A 14,016-nucleotide genomic window follows, 5' to 3' on the forward strand; every position below is an offset into this window, starting at 1 on the left:
CCTAGCGGGAATGTTATAACCTTTACTTAGTCTAAGTTCCCGATTTGTAGTATGGTAGTTCTTCTATAGCCCCTCCCCCCACTACCCCCTGAATACTAAGTGACTGGGGGTAATCGGTCTACTCACAATGCAAATTAATCGCGGTCCTCGCGACCACCGATATGGGACGTACTGGAATCGTATCCCGGAGTGTATGCCAAGGCACGTCCCGGTAGCAGACCTGAGGGGCTTCTCCATACCCCGTAACGAGGGGGGAGTACCCTCTAGAGAAGAGTTCCCCTATCCAGTAGTCCCGGTCACCGACCAATACCAGTTACATCTGTTCCCGGCACCTGACCATATCCGGCCGATGCTGGTTCGGCTCACCGATGGCGAAGTGCTCACCGATGGTCACGAACCGTACGGATTCTGGTTGACCGTCGATGGGATTGCCGAAGCTCGAGAGACACTCATCGCACAGGCAGAGAACTATACGAACCAGACAGCACCTCGAGAGCTCGGAACCGCCCTCCAAGACGCACTCGTCACGGATGAACTGCTACACGACATCTTCTCAGAGCAACTTACTGAGAAGCTCCGTCCACCGACCGTTCGTTGGCTTCGTGACCGTACCAAGTCTGTAAGCGCAGACACTGTCGAATACACCGGTGGGGCGTACGTCAAAACGGAGTGGACCATCGAGTTGGAGCCTGAATCAAACAGGGGAGAGCGATCCCCACGGACACTCGAGTTCCACACCGATGACCTCATTCAGCAGGATTCGCAACGGTTCACGGTTGATTACCGGCAGCTCTTCCGCCAGCAAATTCGATGCTCGAACACCTGGTGGACGGATCTCAGCAGATACTGGATTACCTCGGCAACGGTCGAAGATATTGTAGACGACGATTATCCCACAGAAGACGAATCTGCGTTCTCGCTCCGCCAATCTGGGAAGGCGAAGTACCACCTCGTACGGAATGAAACTGGGACGACCGTCTGTGGTCATGAAGCCCGTTCAGGCGACACCCGGCAATTCTCCCCAGATACGCTCCCGATACCAGCGGCACTCTGCAACCATTGTTCCAGAGAAGTCAAACGACACCTGATTCCCTGAGAATAGTGTCAATTCGAGCTGAATCGCTGATCGTGAATAGCGGAACACGATAGAATCAGTCGGTCCGCAACACCTGTTTAAACCAGACAGAAGCGGTACAGCACCAGAATATTATGACGTTCCAGTCGTGGTATTTTGTATGAGCATCCCCGATCTCACCCCGATACGAGAGTCTCTTGATGTCAGAATCGAGGAGCTGGAAGAGGAGCAAAAACGCCAGGAAGAGCGGCACGAAGGAGATGGAAGCACACCCGCGGTTTGGGACAAGGTGGAACCGAAAATTCGGCGCGATGTCGTGGAGGATTGCCAGGAGGATCTTGATGGCGTGGACGAACAAGACGAGGTTCTCCGAATATTGGCTGAATGGCGCCGTAACGAAAATCGAGAGTGGGAATTCAACAGGAACAGTTCCACAGTAGAGAACGAACGAAACAACATCAAGACGGCTGAAATTCGGATCTGGAAGGAGGAGCTCATAGAACTAATTCCTGAGTCTGAATTCAAGACCTGCGGCCTCTGTGAGTCTATTCAAATGCCAAAAATCGACCGGCGCAGGAGTCGAGAGTATGTATGGGAATGTCCTGACTGCTTCTAGTCTGGGCCCACGGACATCTATTATACTGACGACAAGAGGGGGAGTATGGGCGCATCTGATTGGGCTGGCAGGATGTGTTTGCGACTAGAAGAGGAGTTTGACATAAGCGAGGACCGGGCCCTCCGTATCACGACACTCGTTCGACTACTCCGAGGGGAAGGATATGAGGATGTCTTTGGCGAGTACGGAAGCGAACGACACCAGAAACTCCAAAAGCAGCTGATCGACGAACTCGATAAGTCACTCCTCGAGCAGTCCGGCAATACGATCGAAGAACGCTGGAATAACTTGATGGATGAGTTGGACTGTCAAAGTCGCGCTGACAACGGAGTATACCTCATCCCCTGGAGTGAACACGAAGCCGACGACTGGCAAAATCCCGGTGTGACGAGTTCTCGCCCGTGACACGATGTTCCGGAAATCCCGGAACCCTTGAATTTCCACGAGTGGTCGTCGACGACGAGAAGAGCTCGCGAGACCGGGTCGCTCTCGCCCACGAAGCGATCGAGACCTACGACGCCTCGTACTACGAGACGCAGCTGGTTCGAGCGGTTGAGAGCATACTGGCACCTCTTGACTGGGATCGGAATGACATCCGACGAGAACTCAACGAAACACATGTAGTCGGGATCACAGACTGGACCTGACGAACCCCCTCCCCCCTTTTTCGAGTTGTAAACTCGTGACGCCGGGGAGGGGGTGAACAGCAGGAGGGCTTGCAAAACAGCCGATTGTGGCGGATATACGCGATAGAGAGTCTGAGAGTCTAATATTCTAACTTGCAACTAGATATGCCAAAGTTTATGTAACACGTTGCCTTACCATAACCGCACTAGAGACAAATAGTACATATCGTCTAGCTCAGCTAGACGATTGATGTCTCGGGATGTAGATAACGACTCCATCTCGCTTGTGGTTCTCATCCCGTGTATTATCGCGTCTCACCGCCTCTATACCAACTTTAGTTACCTCAACTCTCGTTACACTACGTCTTGGATGGCCTGTTCCCCGCGACTTACAACTCGAAAAAGGGGGGAGGGGGTGAAACATTCGAGATCACCAAAGCGGCTTCTCCAGCAATATGTCCGAAACCCGGCATTCCTCTCACTCGTGAACGGATTCTACGAGCGGCGTTCTTTCGCAACCATTCTGGCGCTTACTACTCGAAAACGGGGAGTGTGAGAAAGACCGTATCACCCTGGGCATCATTCACAAAATCCGGATTATGTGGATTTTGCTCCGAGACCCACCTCGACTCACTTCTCCTTACAACGTGAGGGTGGGTGCATCGAACCATGTGTGTTACAGCCTCCCAACATCTTACAACTCGAAAACGGGGGGTCCGGGTCATCGAGGAAGTTCGACGATAGCGAGCTTCGTTGAACCGTTACAACTCGAAAACGGAGGGTGATAGATTCCGAAGACGGTATCTGACTCATCCAGAGGATACGGGGCTGTAGTCGTTAGATAGCCTGTTTTCGCCCGGTTACAACTCCACAAGGGTCCATATTTTTATACCCAGAGTTCGAGGGGGTTCATAATGGGACGAGAGGGACGTAGAGCAGGATCGAATAATCCGGAAGGTGAGGAGGATCGTGAATCTTCTGCTGCTGATCCTGAAACTCCTGAATCGACGGATGAGGAGGTGGCGTCTCCTGGCACGTCACAAACGACCTTCGAAAACGGATCAGATCCCGCTGATTCGTCTCAAGAAGCAACTAATGGCGACGGTGGCGGCATCTCAATTCGTGATAGGCTCCAAACCGAGTCGTCCGGCGGGGTCTTCGCGAACAAAGACCTCGTCCGGTCAGATACCATCATCGACGAGGACCGGATCGTCGGTCGTGACGACCAGCTAGGCCGTGTCGTCGACAACCTAAAACCGGTCCTCCAGAATGAGGGGATCCCCGATATGCTTCTGAGTGGTCCTTCTGGAACTGGGAAGTCGCTCATCATTCATGCGGTCTGCAAACAGATCGTCGAACTGTGTGAATCCCAAGGCAAGACCTTCGGGGTCATTTCAATCAACTGCGAGGGGCCGAAGACTGCAGATCGGGCTGTCTATCGGTTAGTCAAAGCTGCTGCCGACGACCTCGGCGTTGATCCTGGTGTTCCCCAAACCGGTGTCTCAACGGATCAGAAGCTGGAGCGACTGTACGAACTCATGCGAGAGTATTACGACGGTGTCATCTTCATTCTCGATGAGATCGATATGCTCGAGGGGCCGTATCAGGAAGCAGAGTACAATTCTCTCATCTACCAGCTTTCACGGGCTCGCAAACTCGCTGACTTTGATGGCCCCATCTCGCTCACAACGATTACGAACTACGCCGACTTTATGAAGGACCTCAACAGCCGCGCACAGAGTTCTTACAACCCTGACGACATCTTCTTCGATGATTACGATGCGAACCAGCTCCGTAGTATTCTCCGCAACCGGCGGGACGCCTTCAAGCCAGACTCACTTGCAGATGACGTTGTTCCGCTTGTTGCTGCGTTCGGCTCCCAAACGCACGGGGATGCGCGGAAAGCGATTGATCTCCTCAGATGGGCTGGTGAATTAGCCGAGCGGCGTGGGGCTGACACGGTTATCGAGACTGATGTCCGTGATGCTCAGGAAAAATACACCGAAAACCGCAAGCTCCGGCATATCAGCGGCATTTCGACTCAAAAGAAACTCTCCATCTACGCTGTGGCGGCCACTGCCCACTACGCAAGAGAACATCCTGAGTGGATCCCTGCCGGACCTGCGTTCAAGACGTATCAATTCATTGCCGATACGATGGATGCGGACCAGTACAGTCGCGAGACGTTCGTGAATCACGTCACAGAGCAGAGTACGTACGGTGTACTGGACTTCGAGCGTCGGGGCAAGGGGCGAGGCAGAGGAGTGCATATGTATTTCTCCCTCTCCGAGGATCCGGAAACAATCATGGAGACGATCCGTGAGGATTCCCGGTTCGAAGATCTAGCTCACGAAGAGGCGACTATCAGCGCGGTTGTCCGCGAACGGCTGAAGCAGTTCCGGAGTAAAAACTAATCTCGCCCGTATTCTCCCCGCACTTACTTCTCGAAAACGGGGGGTGTTCGTATCCCGCGCGATGCGTTACAACTCGAAAATGGGGGGGTGTCATTCGTCGGGATGTCTCGTTACTACTCGAAAACGGGGGGTGGGTGAGCCAAGAGATTTGACGTGCCGGTCGATGTACTGTGCTTTCCCCTTGCCCTCTCCCATTTACAACTCGAAAACGGGGGGTGTGTCCTACGATTTCTTTGTCGTCGGTCCCATCGATGATGCGGAGACGGTGGAGAAACGACGGAAATACGGGGGTGTGGTCCCTTCAAAATCAGCGTCACCCCCTCCACACACATCCTGTTACGACGGAAACGTGGGGTGGATGTCCTCTCCCTTCGAGTTTCACTCATCCGGGTTGACTGGGCCCATTCACACTCTGGGGGGTGCCGCCTGCTACGTCTCTAATGGTACTGAAAAGAACATCAGACTACAGTTCAATCTCGTCTACTCGTCAGGATTCACTGGCCCTTTGTACTTCGACGTCACCGAATCTCCTTCCCGCCACTGCCAGTAGTAGTAGCGGTTGTCGTTGATTTCCTTGATCGTGATCGTCGCCTTCGCTGGCACGTCGTCCGGGAGGTCATCGGGGCGCTCCTTGACGTCGGCGTCATCCGCCTCTTCCTCCTCGAGACGAGCTTCACGCTCCTTGTATTCGGCCAACGCCTCGGCGTAGCTGGCAACGTCCCGAAGATGCTCCGGTGTGGCTTCATTGAGCGTGTTGACGATTTGCGTCGGAAGGTTTGCCGGTGGGGTCGGGGGTTCGTAGGACATCGGCTGCTCTCGTGTTAACCAACACAATCCGAGACTCCATAGTTTTGTTGGTTAAGACGATAGGGACGGCTCCGGTGCCTGCTGGTTGTAACACTACTTGAAACTTCTTTATATGCTAGTTTCGTACTATGTTACACCGTGCTCCGGCGCATCGAACTCGAGGTCCTCGCCACGGTCGACCGCGGCGACACGATCTCCGAACTCGCGACGAAGCTCGACCACAGCGAGAGCTACCTCTCTCGTGCCGTCGGGGACCTCGTCGAGAAGGGGCTCGTCTACACGGAACGCGACGGCCGCCGAAAACGAGTCGTCCCATCAGATGCTCGCGCCGTCGAACGCTACCAGGACCTCGTCCGCCAGCACTCCCACATCGACTTCCCCGAGCTACTGACCGGCAAGGCACTCGAGGTGCTGCACTACCTCGACCAGCCGCGAACTGTCTCCGAGATTGCGGACCGGAGCGACAACTACCGCAACACGGTCAACCGCGTCCTCAAGCGGTTTCGCGACCGTGGGCTCGTCCGGACGGCCGACGGCCGCTATGACTTCAACGCCGACTTCGACCGCCTCCACGAGTTCGCCCGTGAACTCGCACACCATCTACATCGCCAGCGCCTCGAAGCCGTTGCCCCGAAGGGCACGATTCTCTGGGAGGACTACGACGAATTCCTCGCCCAGGCCGAGACAGAGATCGATGCGGAGGCGTTCCACGAAACCGGCCTCGCTCGGTTCGCGGCCTTCGACCTCCAGTTCCTGCTCACCGGCCACCGCTACTACGTCTACTCCGAGGAGCTCGACGTAGTCTCGCCGGCGGAGCTCTGCTGTCACACGCTACTAATCGACGACGGCAGCCGCCACCGCTCGTACTGTCTCCTCCTGCTCAGCCACGTCGACGTCGACGAGGAGGGCCTCCGAGAGCAGGCGGCGAAGTATGACCTCGAAGACGAAATCGATGCCTTACTCCGCTACCTCGAAACGCACGGCGAGGTCGATGACGAGCGGCTCCCGGAGTGGGACGAGTTCCAGAAGCTGGCGGCTGACTACAAAATCGAATCCTGATCAAGTGCTAATTTGGGGCGAACTGTCGGGAGTTACGCTTCTTCCGGACGGGGAGCGTTCTCATACTTGACCATCTTCTCGGGTTTGTCTGAGATGGTGTCGTAGATCTGCTGGAGCGTCTCCTCTGCTGCGAGGAGATTATGGTCGTCGAGGAACGCCCGTCCCCTCTCGGTGAGCCCGTAGAACTTCCAGGGGTAGCCCTGTCGGCGCTGGTCATCGTCCAGGGCGACTTCCTTGACGATGCCGGCGTCGATGAGCTTCTGGATGTGCTTGTAGACGGTCGCGTCGCTCACGCTAGGGTTGAGTTCCTCGAGCTCGTACATCGAGGGAAGCTGCTCGGGGTGCTGGAGGATGTTATTGATCAGCACGAACCGCGTCTGTTGGGTGACGAAGTGGACGAGTTCGCGGGATTCCATCCCCTCAGCAGTTCCCAGGTCAGTGCTCATACTGTATCGTACACGATGGGGCACCAAGTAGTTTACCTCTGGGTAAACCACTCTTCAGTAAACTATACTTATTTGAGCAGGTGATTTACTCCATAAATCATATCTCTCCGCCACGAGACACTCACATAATGACCGAGGAGGAGTCTCCCGTTCCCGATGACGTTCTCAGAAGTGCCAAAGACCAGCTTGACGAGGAAGAGATAACGCTGGCCGACAACGAGGAAGTCCTCCACGCCTTGAGCGAGTTAACCCCAGTCTACGAGAACGACCGGTCGTATTTCGTCCTCGGAAACTATGACCGGGAACCGATCCAACGGCTGAATCTGGTGGTTGACCGCCTCAACCGGCGCACCGACGCGTACGCGTTCCGGATGGTCGACATCCGCGGGGAGTGGGACAACAGCATCCAGAAGTTCTGCCTGATCGCCGACATCGTGACCTACCTCGTCGGCGTCGCCGAGAAAGAGCCGAGTGACTTCCTCGTCGAGCAGGGACTGCTCGTCGGCACGACGGAGTTTTTCGCGAAAAGTCACGTCCTCAAGCGAGAGTACGAGGACGAAGAACACCCATTTGGGTGGATGCAGGACGGTGTCTTCGAACTGTTCGACCGGGAGGGACGGCTCTATTGCTGGCGAACCGAAGCGGACCTCGTTGACGTGACTGGCGAGCTGCCGTAACGGCGGGTGGACCGATACTGACTGAGTCACCCAACGCAAGCGTAGTCTTGAGACCCCTGTTGATTACTCAGGTTTTGTTCGAGTCAGATGGGAGCCGACCGTCTGGTCGAGGAACGCGGCCCCGTTTGATCTCGTGATCGACGCGACGCAGGTGCTTGCAGCCGCCTTCGGGTGAGCGTTGCTGCCAGTCGGGACAGGTACACGATTCGTCGATGACGTCGACTTCGTACCGGTTCCCGGACGCGGACTGCACCTCGTAGCGGCCGCCTTTCGAGAGGAGCGAAACGTCCATCGCTTCGGCGACGGCACGCTTCGTGCGGGGCTCGAGATCGTCCTGTGACTCTGCGTTCTCGTCGACGACCAGTCGGTCGCGAACGTCGCCCGTTCGGCCACCGTCCGGCGCGACGGCTTCCGCAGGGCCGCTGAGCCGCTCGTGGAGCAGTTCCTCCACCGGATGGCCTTCCGGCCAGAGGTAGTGGACCTCGCAGCGCTCGCGATGGTCGTAGGAGCCGCACGCCGCTGCGCTCCCGGTCCAGACGCGCCAGGCCCCGAGCGCGGCCATCACGTCGACGATGTCACGGGGAACTGTCTGGTGGTCGTCCGGGAAGAACACCCGGAAGCGGGTACACGCCTCCTGCGGCGGGACGGTCTCCCACCAGTCTTCGCTGGAGCCCCAGCTGTCGTACATCGCCTCGTCGCTCCCGTAGCCGACGGTCACGCCATCGACCGGCGTCCAGTCTGCTGGGAGGTGGTCCGCCTCGCCTTCGAGCACTCGAAGAACGGCGTATCGGAGGTACTCGTGAGCTTGGTGGTCTGTCGTTCGAGCGACCTGGTCGTGCTGCTCGGCAACGTGCTCGGCTTCCTCAAGGACCGTCGTGAGATATGGTTCAGTCATCATTCGACGGAGGTCAGAACGCGCCTCCGCCCCTCCGCGGGCGCAGAAAAACTTAACCAACAGTAGCGATTTCGTACTCAGACTGTTGGTTAAGAACTCCTGCATCTGAACGCCGTACGAACACGGTCTCGGCAGATCCTACGAAAAAATCAGTCCAAAAACGCACTAGACGATTTACTTAGTACGTCCGATCAGCAGGAATGTTTCGGGCCGCTCCGCCCCGAACTCGATTTCGAACCCGTGCTCGCGGAGTGCGTTTGCGGTCTCCGTGGCCGAGAACCGCTCGTCGACCGGCGGCCCGTGGGTCCCGCTTCCGGTAGCCGACCAATCGGCGATGACGAACGTCCCTCCCGGGTTGAGTACGCGTGTAATCTCACCTACCGCGTCCTCTCCAGCGAACTCGTGGTAGGTCATCGTCGAGAAAGCGGCGTCGAGGCTGTCAGTGTCGAACGGGAGGTCGTCAACGCCGCTCGTCACGAGGCCGACGTTCTCGGGGACCCCTTTCTCCCGGTAGTAGTCGTGCATCGCGTCTTGGATGTCGACGGCGTGCACGTGGTCGACAGCCGGCGCGACGTCATCGGTGTAGAAGCCGGTCCCGCTACCGAGATCTGCGACCGTTTCGTCGCCCTTTGGTGACAGCGCCCAGAGCAATTCCTCCGCGGAGAGGAAGCGGTACCGTCGCTGGGCGTTCTCGAGTTTGTCGGCGCGGTCAGCGTCGAACGTGTGATATCCCATATTAGAGGTTCGCGAACGCCTCGTCGACGAGTTCGCCGGTGTCGGCGACGATGTTGGCCATCTCCTCGTTGTCGGGCGCCATCCCGACGAGGCGGGCAATGCGCATAATCGAGACGTGATAGACGACCTGCTTTCCGGGTTCCTCTTCCCAGATGACGACGTTACAGGCCATGAGCGCACCGAGTCTGTTGTCGGTCGCGTCAAGCGCGCGGTCGGCTACCTCTGGATTGCACGCACCGAGCACGTAGTAGGGATCGCGGCCCGCGTCGACCTTCTCGTTGAGCATCTCGGAGGGCGAGAACTCGACGGGGACGCCGAACCCGGCGTCCGTGAACACGTCGCGGACGTGTTCGATCGCGTCCTTGTGGCTCATCTCGAGGGTCGCTTGTTCTTCACCGATGTCCTTCGGGTCGATCTGGCTCGGGTCGATTGGGAGCATCATTCGTGTACTATCTTGGGTTTTCAGAACAAAGTCTCTTCGGGTATTCTCCCGCGAAAGCCCAGATTCATGTGGAAAGGGTCGTTTCAGTACTTATCGGCCAACGGAGTATTGTGGTATTCGGGAACAGCTTTAATCGTCTCTGCCACCCTATCTTCGGACATGGTGGCCACGTCAGTGCGTGAGGACCTGGAGCGCGACCTGGGGTGCCTCGACCTCCTGGGCTGCATTCACGGGCTCAACGAGCGGGATAAGATGGTCTTTCAGCTGCTACAACAGGCAGAAGAGGGACTTACCGTCGACGACGTCGCAGATCGAATGGATTGTGAACGTTCGACTGCGTATCGCTCGATATCTCGGCTCCTTGAGGCCGGCGTGGTAGTTCAGGAGCAAGTAAACTACGAGCACGGAGGGTACCACTACGTGTATCGTTCGCGGACATCCGAGGAAGTTGCACACGACATGCAGCGATTGCTCAACGATTGGTATGCGGCCATCGGACAGCTTATTCAGGAGTTCGAAGACCGGTACAGCCGAGACTTGGAGGATCGCGAGAAGCAGCCGATTGAGTCTTGTCTCTGACCCTATCGTTCAAATCCTACCGGAACAGTATTGTGCGGGTTATGCAAAATACATAAGGCGGCGCGGTTCAAACGGACACCTAATGGCTGAAGATATCGAGGAGATCCGTCGACAGAAACTGGCGGAGCTTCGAAACAAGGCTGAAACGGGCGATGCTGAGGCGTCCACCCCGAAGAGCCCGTCCGAACCGATCCATATCGACGGCGGCGCCGAGCTGTCAGAAACTGTCGCCGAGTACGGTCTCGTGCTAGCCGACTTCTATGCCGATTGGTGTGGTCCGTGCCAGATGCTCGAACCAATCGTCGAAACGATCGCGGCCGAGACCGATGCGACCGTAGCGAAGATCGACATCGACGCGAATCAGCAACTCGCCGCAGAGTACGGTGTCCAGGGGGTTCCGACCCTCGTCCTGTTCGCTGACGGCCAGCCGGCGGAACGACTCGTCGGAATGCAGGACGAAGCGCAGCTTCGCTCCGTGATCGAAGCGCACGCGTGAACCAACGATGACCGATGAGTCTACTGACGCGGATAACCGCTCACTGGGGGAAATCGCTGAATCCCTCGAATCGACACTGAAGGCTGATCTCGGTGAGACGCTGGTCGGCCTGGCGTCCTACGAGGGTGGCGAGTACGATGTCTTGTACCGAGACGAGGCGGCGTCCTCACAGTACGCAGCGTCGGATATCCGGGCGATTCTGGAGCACATTCAGCTGGAGGCGATCGGCACTGCAGTCTACGAGGAGTACCACGGAGAGTCGCTGCATGCGACCGTCCGCGTGTACGATACGCTGGTCACCATCACCGTACCAGTCGAGGAGACGACCGGGCTCGTTGTCGTGGTACGGAATGATGACACACATGATCCGTATTCGATAATTGAGACCGTCGAAAACGCGGTATAGGTGCCCATAGAGGGAGATTTTGGAATTCTATTAGGACCACAACGTCTATCAGCCGATGCGAAGTGGTATTGTATATAGATGGACGAAGAAGGCAATATCACTCGGCGGAGAGCACTCATCGCCGGCGGCGCGGTACTCACGTTCGGTGGTGTCGTCGCCTACACTGGGTCGCAGTCTGGAGCGACCGCGCAGCACTACGTCCCGGACAATACGCACGCCGGCACAGGGACGACCGGATTCGACGTCGACCTCGACGGCCGCCCCATCGCCGGTGAACGCGACGCGCCGATAGACATCTACTACTGGACGGACTATCTGTGTCCGTTCTGCAAGCAGTTCGAGACGGAGACACTCCCGGAACTCGGCCGAGAGCACCTCGACACCGGCGACGCGCGCCTGGCCGTGCTGCCCTACCCGAACATCGGAGAATACTCCACGCCAGCGGCGGTCTGGGGGCGTTGCGTGTGGTCGCAGGTCGCCGACAGCGACCCGGACGCGTTCTGGAACTGGCACGCGGCGGCCTTCGCCGAACAGCCAGAGTCCGGCACGGACTGGGCCGACGACGAGACGTTTGCGGCGGTCACCGAACAGACGGCTGGCGTTGACCTGTCCGCGGTCGAGACCTGCCGCGAGGAACGCGGCGCGTCGATCCGGGAGCGCATCGAGCCGAACGTCGCCGTGGCCCGGGAGTCGAGAATCCAGGGGACGCCCGGGTTCGTACTCTACAACCGTGACTCCGGGGCGGCTGGAAAGCTCGTCGGCGCCCACCCCTACGAGAACTTCGCCGAGGCGATCGAGAAGGTGATGGAGGCGTGACCGGGAACCACACCGCCACGAGTCGCGATTGGACTCGCGACCTCCGCGACGCGCTCGGCTATCCGCTCACGTCGGACGCCCGGTTGCTATCGGCCGCCGTCGTGACACTCGCCACGTACGTCGTCCTAGTGTTGAGCTCATTCCCCCAGTTCTCGGTCCAGGTACTCACGACCGACCCGACCGACGTCGGCTACGCGGTTACGGCGCTCACGCGCGAAGTGTACCTGACTACTGGCTACCTTGGGCTCGCGCTAGTCGCCACGTACGCCGTCCTAACCGGTGTCGCGGTGACCAACGCGCTCGCGCTGGTCCAGCGCGCACGTCGCCGGAGTGCGTCGACGATCGTCGGCGTGCTCCCCGGACTGCTCGCCGCCGGCTGTGCGAGCTGTGGTGCGGGCGTGCTCGGCGCGCTGGGCTTCGTCGGTGCGATGGCGGTGCTGCCGTTCGACGGCAACCTTCTTCGACTCGGCGGAATCGCCCTACTCCTCTTCTTCCTCGGTCGCGCCGGCGACCCACGAACGTGTTCGCTGGACGGAGGTGGGCGTGCATGACGGCGCTGCCGCGCCCGCATCTGCTCCGGAGTGTCGGCGTGAGCATCGGGATGTTTGTCCTGTTCGGGGTGGTGACCGGCCTGCTGCCGAACCCGGTCTACGTGCGGATGGTCTCTCGGACCCCGGCGGACTACCTGTTCCTCGTCGCGACCGCCGCCTTCGCCGGCGCGTTCGTCTACCAGCGCTCGCTAGCCGAGGAGCCAATTGGCGATCGATTCGCTGCCGGTGGAATCGTCGGCGGCTTCCTGGCGTTCGGCTGTCCGATCTGTAACGCCGTGTTGCTCGCACTGTTCAGCTCGTCGGCGCTCATGACGTACTTCGACCCGCTCCGCCCAATCCTCGGTGTCGTGAGCGTCGCGTGCTTCGCCGCGCTCCTGGTCTACCAGCGCCGGCGTTGCGAGGTGTGCTGACAGTGCGACCGACGGCCTCGACGACCCAAACGCACTTGGGTCGATCAGGCGAACGAGAGACCAATCGATGATTGGTTCGGACGCGGAGGCGAGTACGGAGGACGCGTCGACACGGCCGTGGCGACTACTCGGTGTTGGCGGCGCGTTGAGTCTCTGCTGTCTCTTCGCGGCGCCGGCCGCCGGCGCCGCGGCTGCCGGGGGAACGGCGGCTGCACTCGGTGGTGGGCTCGTCAGAATCATCGTGACCGCGCTAACGGTCGGTGTGTTCGGTGCCGTCTATCGAGTCCGCTTATCTGGCTGTGCGTGTAGCGCGCAGGACGACAGCGAACCCTGACGCATATCGGTCGGCACTCGTCAGGGCTGCGTGAACTCTTCTGCGGCGAACCAGGTGATGATGCTGCTCTCACAGCGGTGGAGGATGTCGCTGCACGTCGACTTCGAGACGCCCAACGTCTCTGCAACGTCGGTGAGCGTCGCTTCGCGCGGAACGGCGTAGTACCCCTCGTCGATCGCGATGGCCAGCACCTCGTGCTGTCGAGGTGTCAGTAGTCGGTCGGCTTCCGAGGAGCCGATTTCGACGACGGACTCGATGTCGTACTCGATGCCCGCCTCGTCGAGGTGCTCGCCGAGTTCGGACAGTCGATCCGACGACGTCGTCAGTTCCCACGCCGCGCGTCCAGCAAGTACGGTGAACGGCAACTCGACGGGGACGCCTGCCTGCCACAGAGGAAAGAGGAGCGGTGGACTCGTCGTTTCGACTTGCACGAGCGCAGTCCGCTCGCGCTTCCAGAGCAAGTCGACGTCGACGACGTCCGGTTGGCCCCGAACGTCAGCGAGGATGTCGAGGAGATCGGTACTCTCGATTCGGAGGAGTGCGATTCCTGTGTCCTCGCCTGCAAGCGCTGTCACGACTTCGAACGTTGTGGCGTCGTAAGACGTCGACAGATCGCGAATCCAGACGTCCGA

18 protein-coding genes and 1 pseudogene are annotated in these 14,016 nt (G+C 58.6%); 13 read left to right on the forward strand and 6 right to left on the reverse strand.

The features are described 5' to 3' along the window. The first annotated feature begins 193 nt into the window (after positions 1-193). From DPQ64_RS09770 to DPQ64_RS09790, 5 genes and pseudogenes are all read left to right on the forward strand, one after another. Positions 194-1,096, forward strand: coding sequence for a hypothetical protein (locus DPQ64_RS09770; RefSeq protein WP_232820540.1), 903 nt, complete (start codon positions 194-196; stop codon positions 1,094-1,096). A gap of 139 nt (positions 1,097-1,235) precedes the next feature. Beyond that, positions 1,236-1,691, forward strand: a complete 456-nt coding sequence (locus tag DPQ64_RS09775) for a hypothetical protein (protein ID WP_115864170.1) — start codon at positions 1,236-1,238, stop codon at positions 1,689-1,691. Positions 1,692-1,736: 45 nt separating this feature from the next. After that, positions 1,737-2,096 carry a hypothetical protein gene (locus tag DPQ64_RS09780; protein WP_115864171.1) on the forward strand — a complete coding sequence of 120 codons (360 nt, stop codon included), beginning with the start codon at positions 1,737-1,739 and terminating at the stop codon, positions 2,094-2,096. 41 nt (positions 2,097-2,137) lie between these two features. Further along, positions 2,138-2,338: pseudogene (locus DPQ64_RS09785) on the forward strand (type B DNA-directed DNA polymerase); the annotation flags it as partial. A gap of 893 nt (positions 2,339-3,231) precedes the next feature. After that, positions 3,232-4,731: a Cdc6/Cdc18 family protein gene (locus DPQ64_RS09790; protein WP_198662077.1), complete on the forward strand. Its 1,500-nt coding sequence runs from the start codon at positions 3,232-3,234 to the stop codon at positions 4,729-4,731. Between the two features lie 480 nt (positions 4,732-5,211). On the opposite strand, the gene DPQ64_RS09795 is transcribed toward DPQ64_RS09790, so the two are convergent. After that, positions 5,212-5,538 carry a hypothetical protein gene (locus DPQ64_RS09795; protein WP_115864173.1) on the reverse strand — a complete coding sequence of 109 codons (327 nt, stop codon included), beginning with the start codon at positions 5,536-5,538 and terminating at the stop codon, positions 5,212-5,214. A gap of 138 nt (positions 5,539-5,676) precedes the next feature. Between DPQ64_RS09795 and DPQ64_RS09800 the strand changes: the two genes are divergently transcribed. Beyond that, positions 5,677-6,597, forward strand: coding sequence for a MarR family transcriptional regulator (locus DPQ64_RS09800; RefSeq protein WP_115864174.1), 921 nt, complete (start codon positions 5,677-5,679; stop codon positions 6,595-6,597). A gap of 32 nt (positions 6,598-6,629) precedes the next feature. Here the strand turns inward: DPQ64_RS09800 and DPQ64_RS09805 are convergent, their stop codons facing one another. After that, complete coding sequence (locus DPQ64_RS09805) at positions 6,630-7,043, reverse strand: MarR family transcriptional regulator (RefSeq protein ID WP_115864175.1); 414 nt, start codon at positions 7,041-7,043, stop codon at positions 6,630-6,632. 128 nt (positions 7,044-7,171) lie between these two features. On the opposite strand from DPQ64_RS09805, the gene DPQ64_RS09810 reads away from it, so the two are divergent. Further along, complete coding sequence (locus DPQ64_RS09810; RefSeq protein WP_115864176.1) at positions 7,172-7,720, forward strand: hypothetical protein; 549 nt, start codon at positions 7,172-7,174, stop codon at positions 7,718-7,720. Positions 7,721-7,787: 67 nt separating this feature from the next. Here DPQ64_RS09810 and DPQ64_RS09815 read toward each other — a convergent pair whose 3' ends face one another. The 3 genes from DPQ64_RS09815 to DPQ64_RS09825 all read right to left on the reverse strand — a co-directional run bounded on the left by DPQ64_RS09815 (position 7,788) and on the right by DPQ64_RS09825 (position 9,792). Beyond that, entirely contained in the window at positions 7,788-8,615 is an 828-nt protein-coding gene (locus tag DPQ64_RS09815; protein ID WP_115864281.1) for a hypothetical protein, read from the reverse strand. Between the two features lie 174 nt (positions 8,616-8,789). Further along, complete coding sequence (locus DPQ64_RS09820) at positions 8,790-9,350, reverse strand: class I SAM-dependent methyltransferase (RefSeq protein ID WP_115864177.1); 561 nt, start codon at positions 9,348-9,350, stop codon at positions 8,790-8,792. Position 9,351: 1 nt separating this feature from the next. After that, a complete protein-coding gene (locus DPQ64_RS09825) occupies positions 9,352-9,792 on the reverse strand; it encodes a DUF302 domain-containing protein (protein WP_115864178.1) in 441 nt (146 codons plus the stop codon). Positions 9,793-9,951: 159 nt separating this feature from the next. Here DPQ64_RS09825 and DPQ64_RS09830 point away from each other — a divergent pair, with 159 nt between their 5' ends. From DPQ64_RS09830 to DPQ64_RS09855, 6 genes are all read left to right on the forward strand, one after another. Next, positions 9,952-10,371 (forward strand): helix-turn-helix domain-containing protein, encoded by a 420-nt coding sequence (locus tag DPQ64_RS09830; RefSeq protein ID WP_368276043.1) that lies wholly within the window; start codon positions 9,952-9,954, stop codon positions 10,369-10,371. 82 nt (positions 10,372-10,453) lie between these two features. Continuing rightward, positions 10,454-10,867 carry a thioredoxin gene (trxA, locus tag DPQ64_RS09835; RefSeq protein ID WP_115864179.1) on the forward strand — a complete coding sequence of 138 codons (414 nt, stop codon included), beginning with the start codon at positions 10,454-10,456 and terminating at the stop codon, positions 10,865-10,867. Positions 10,868-10,874: 7 nt separating this feature from the next. After that, the gene (locus tag DPQ64_RS09840) at positions 10,875-11,273 is read left to right on the forward strand and encodes a hypothetical protein (protein ID WP_115864180.1); all 399 of its coding nucleotides are present in this window, start codon (positions 10,875-10,877) and stop codon (positions 11,271-11,273) included. Positions 11,274-11,351: 78 nt separating this feature from the next. After that, on the forward strand, positions 11,352-12,089 hold the full coding sequence (locus DPQ64_RS09845) for a DsbA family protein (RefSeq protein ID WP_115864181.1): 738 nt from the start codon (positions 11,352-11,354) through the stop codon (positions 12,087-12,089). Next, the gene (locus DPQ64_RS09850) at positions 12,086-12,640 is read left to right on the forward strand and encodes a hypothetical protein (protein WP_115864182.1); all 555 of its coding nucleotides are present in this window, start codon (positions 12,086-12,088) and stop codon (positions 12,638-12,640) included. Before DPQ64_RS09845 ends, DPQ64_RS09850 begins: the two co-directional genes overlap by 4 nt. Continuing rightward, the gene (locus tag DPQ64_RS09855) at positions 12,637-13,050 is read left to right on the forward strand and encodes a hypothetical protein (protein ID WP_115864183.1); all 414 of its coding nucleotides are present in this window, start codon (positions 12,637-12,639) and stop codon (positions 13,048-13,050) included. Before DPQ64_RS09850 ends, DPQ64_RS09855 begins: the two co-directional genes overlap by 4 nt. Positions 13,051-13,404: 354 nt before the next feature. On the opposite strand, the gene DPQ64_RS09865 is transcribed toward DPQ64_RS09855, so the two are convergent. After that, the gene (locus tag DPQ64_RS09865) at positions 13,405-13,959 is read right to left on the reverse strand and encodes a helix-turn-helix domain-containing protein (RefSeq protein ID WP_198662078.1); all 555 of its coding nucleotides are present in this window, start codon (positions 13,957-13,959) and stop codon (positions 13,405-13,407) included. Positions 13,960-14,016: the final 57 nt, after the last annotated feature.

Source organism: Halorussus litoreus, from assembly GCF_003382685.1.
Classification (GTDB): domain Archaea; phylum Halobacteriota; class Halobacteria; order Halobacteriales; family Haladaptataceae; genus Halorussus; species Halorussus litoreus.

Bases quoted from the DNA above. Each gene is read 5' to 3' on its own strand.
- DPQ64_RS09770 (WP_232820540.1), top strand. From the start codon at position 194: ATGCCAAGGCACGTCCCGGTAGCAGACCTGAGGGGCTTCTCCATACCC.
- DPQ64_RS09775 (WP_115864170.1), top strand. From the start codon at position 1,236: ATGAGCATCCCCGATCTCACCCCGATACGAGAGTCTCTTGATGTCAGA.
- DPQ64_RS09780 (WP_115864171.1), top strand. From the start codon at position 1,737: ATGGGCGCATCTGATTGGGCTGGCAGGATGTGTTTGCGACTAGAAGAG.
- DPQ64_RS09790 (WP_198662077.1), top strand. From the start codon at position 3,232: ATGGGACGAGAGGGACGTAGAGCAGGATCGAATAATCCGGAAGGTGAG.
- DPQ64_RS09795 (WP_115864173.1), bottom strand. From the start codon at position 5,538: ATGTCCTACGAACCCCCGACCCCACCGGCAAACCTTCCGACGCAAATC.
- DPQ64_RS09805 (WP_115864175.1), bottom strand. From the start codon at position 7,043: ATGAGCACTGACCTGGGAACTGCTGAGGGGATGGAATCCCGCGAACTC.
- DPQ64_RS09810 (WP_115864176.1), top strand. From the start codon at position 7,172: ATGACCGAGGAGGAGTCTCCCGTTCCCGATGACGTTCTCAGAAGTGCC.
- DPQ64_RS09815 (WP_115864281.1), bottom strand. From the start codon at position 8,615: ATGACTGAACCATATCTCACGACGGTCCTTGAGGAAGCCGAGCACGTT.
- DPQ64_RS09820 (WP_115864177.1), bottom strand. From the start codon at position 9,350: ATGGGATATCACACGTTCGACGCTGACCGCGCCGACAAACTCGAGAAC.
- DPQ64_RS09825 (WP_115864178.1), bottom strand. From the start codon at position 9,792: ATGATGCTCCCAATCGACCCGAGCCAGATCGACCCGAAGGACATCGGT.
- DPQ64_RS09830 (WP_368276043.1), top strand. From the start codon at position 9,952: ATGGTGGCCACGTCAGTGCGTGAGGACCTGGAGCGCGACCTGGGGTGC.
- trxA (WP_115864179.1), top strand. From the start codon at position 10,454: ATGGCTGAAGATATCGAGGAGATCCGTCGACAGAAACTGGCGGAGCTT.
- DPQ64_RS09840 (WP_115864180.1), top strand. From the start codon at position 10,875: ATGACCGATGAGTCTACTGACGCGGATAACCGCTCACTGGGGGAAATC.
- DPQ64_RS09845 (WP_115864181.1), top strand. From the start codon at position 11,352: ATGGACGAAGAAGGCAATATCACTCGGCGGAGAGCACTCATCGCCGGC.
- DPQ64_RS09855 (WP_115864183.1), top strand. From the start codon at position 12,637: ATGACGGCGCTGCCGCGCCCGCATCTGCTCCGGAGTGTCGGCGTGAGC.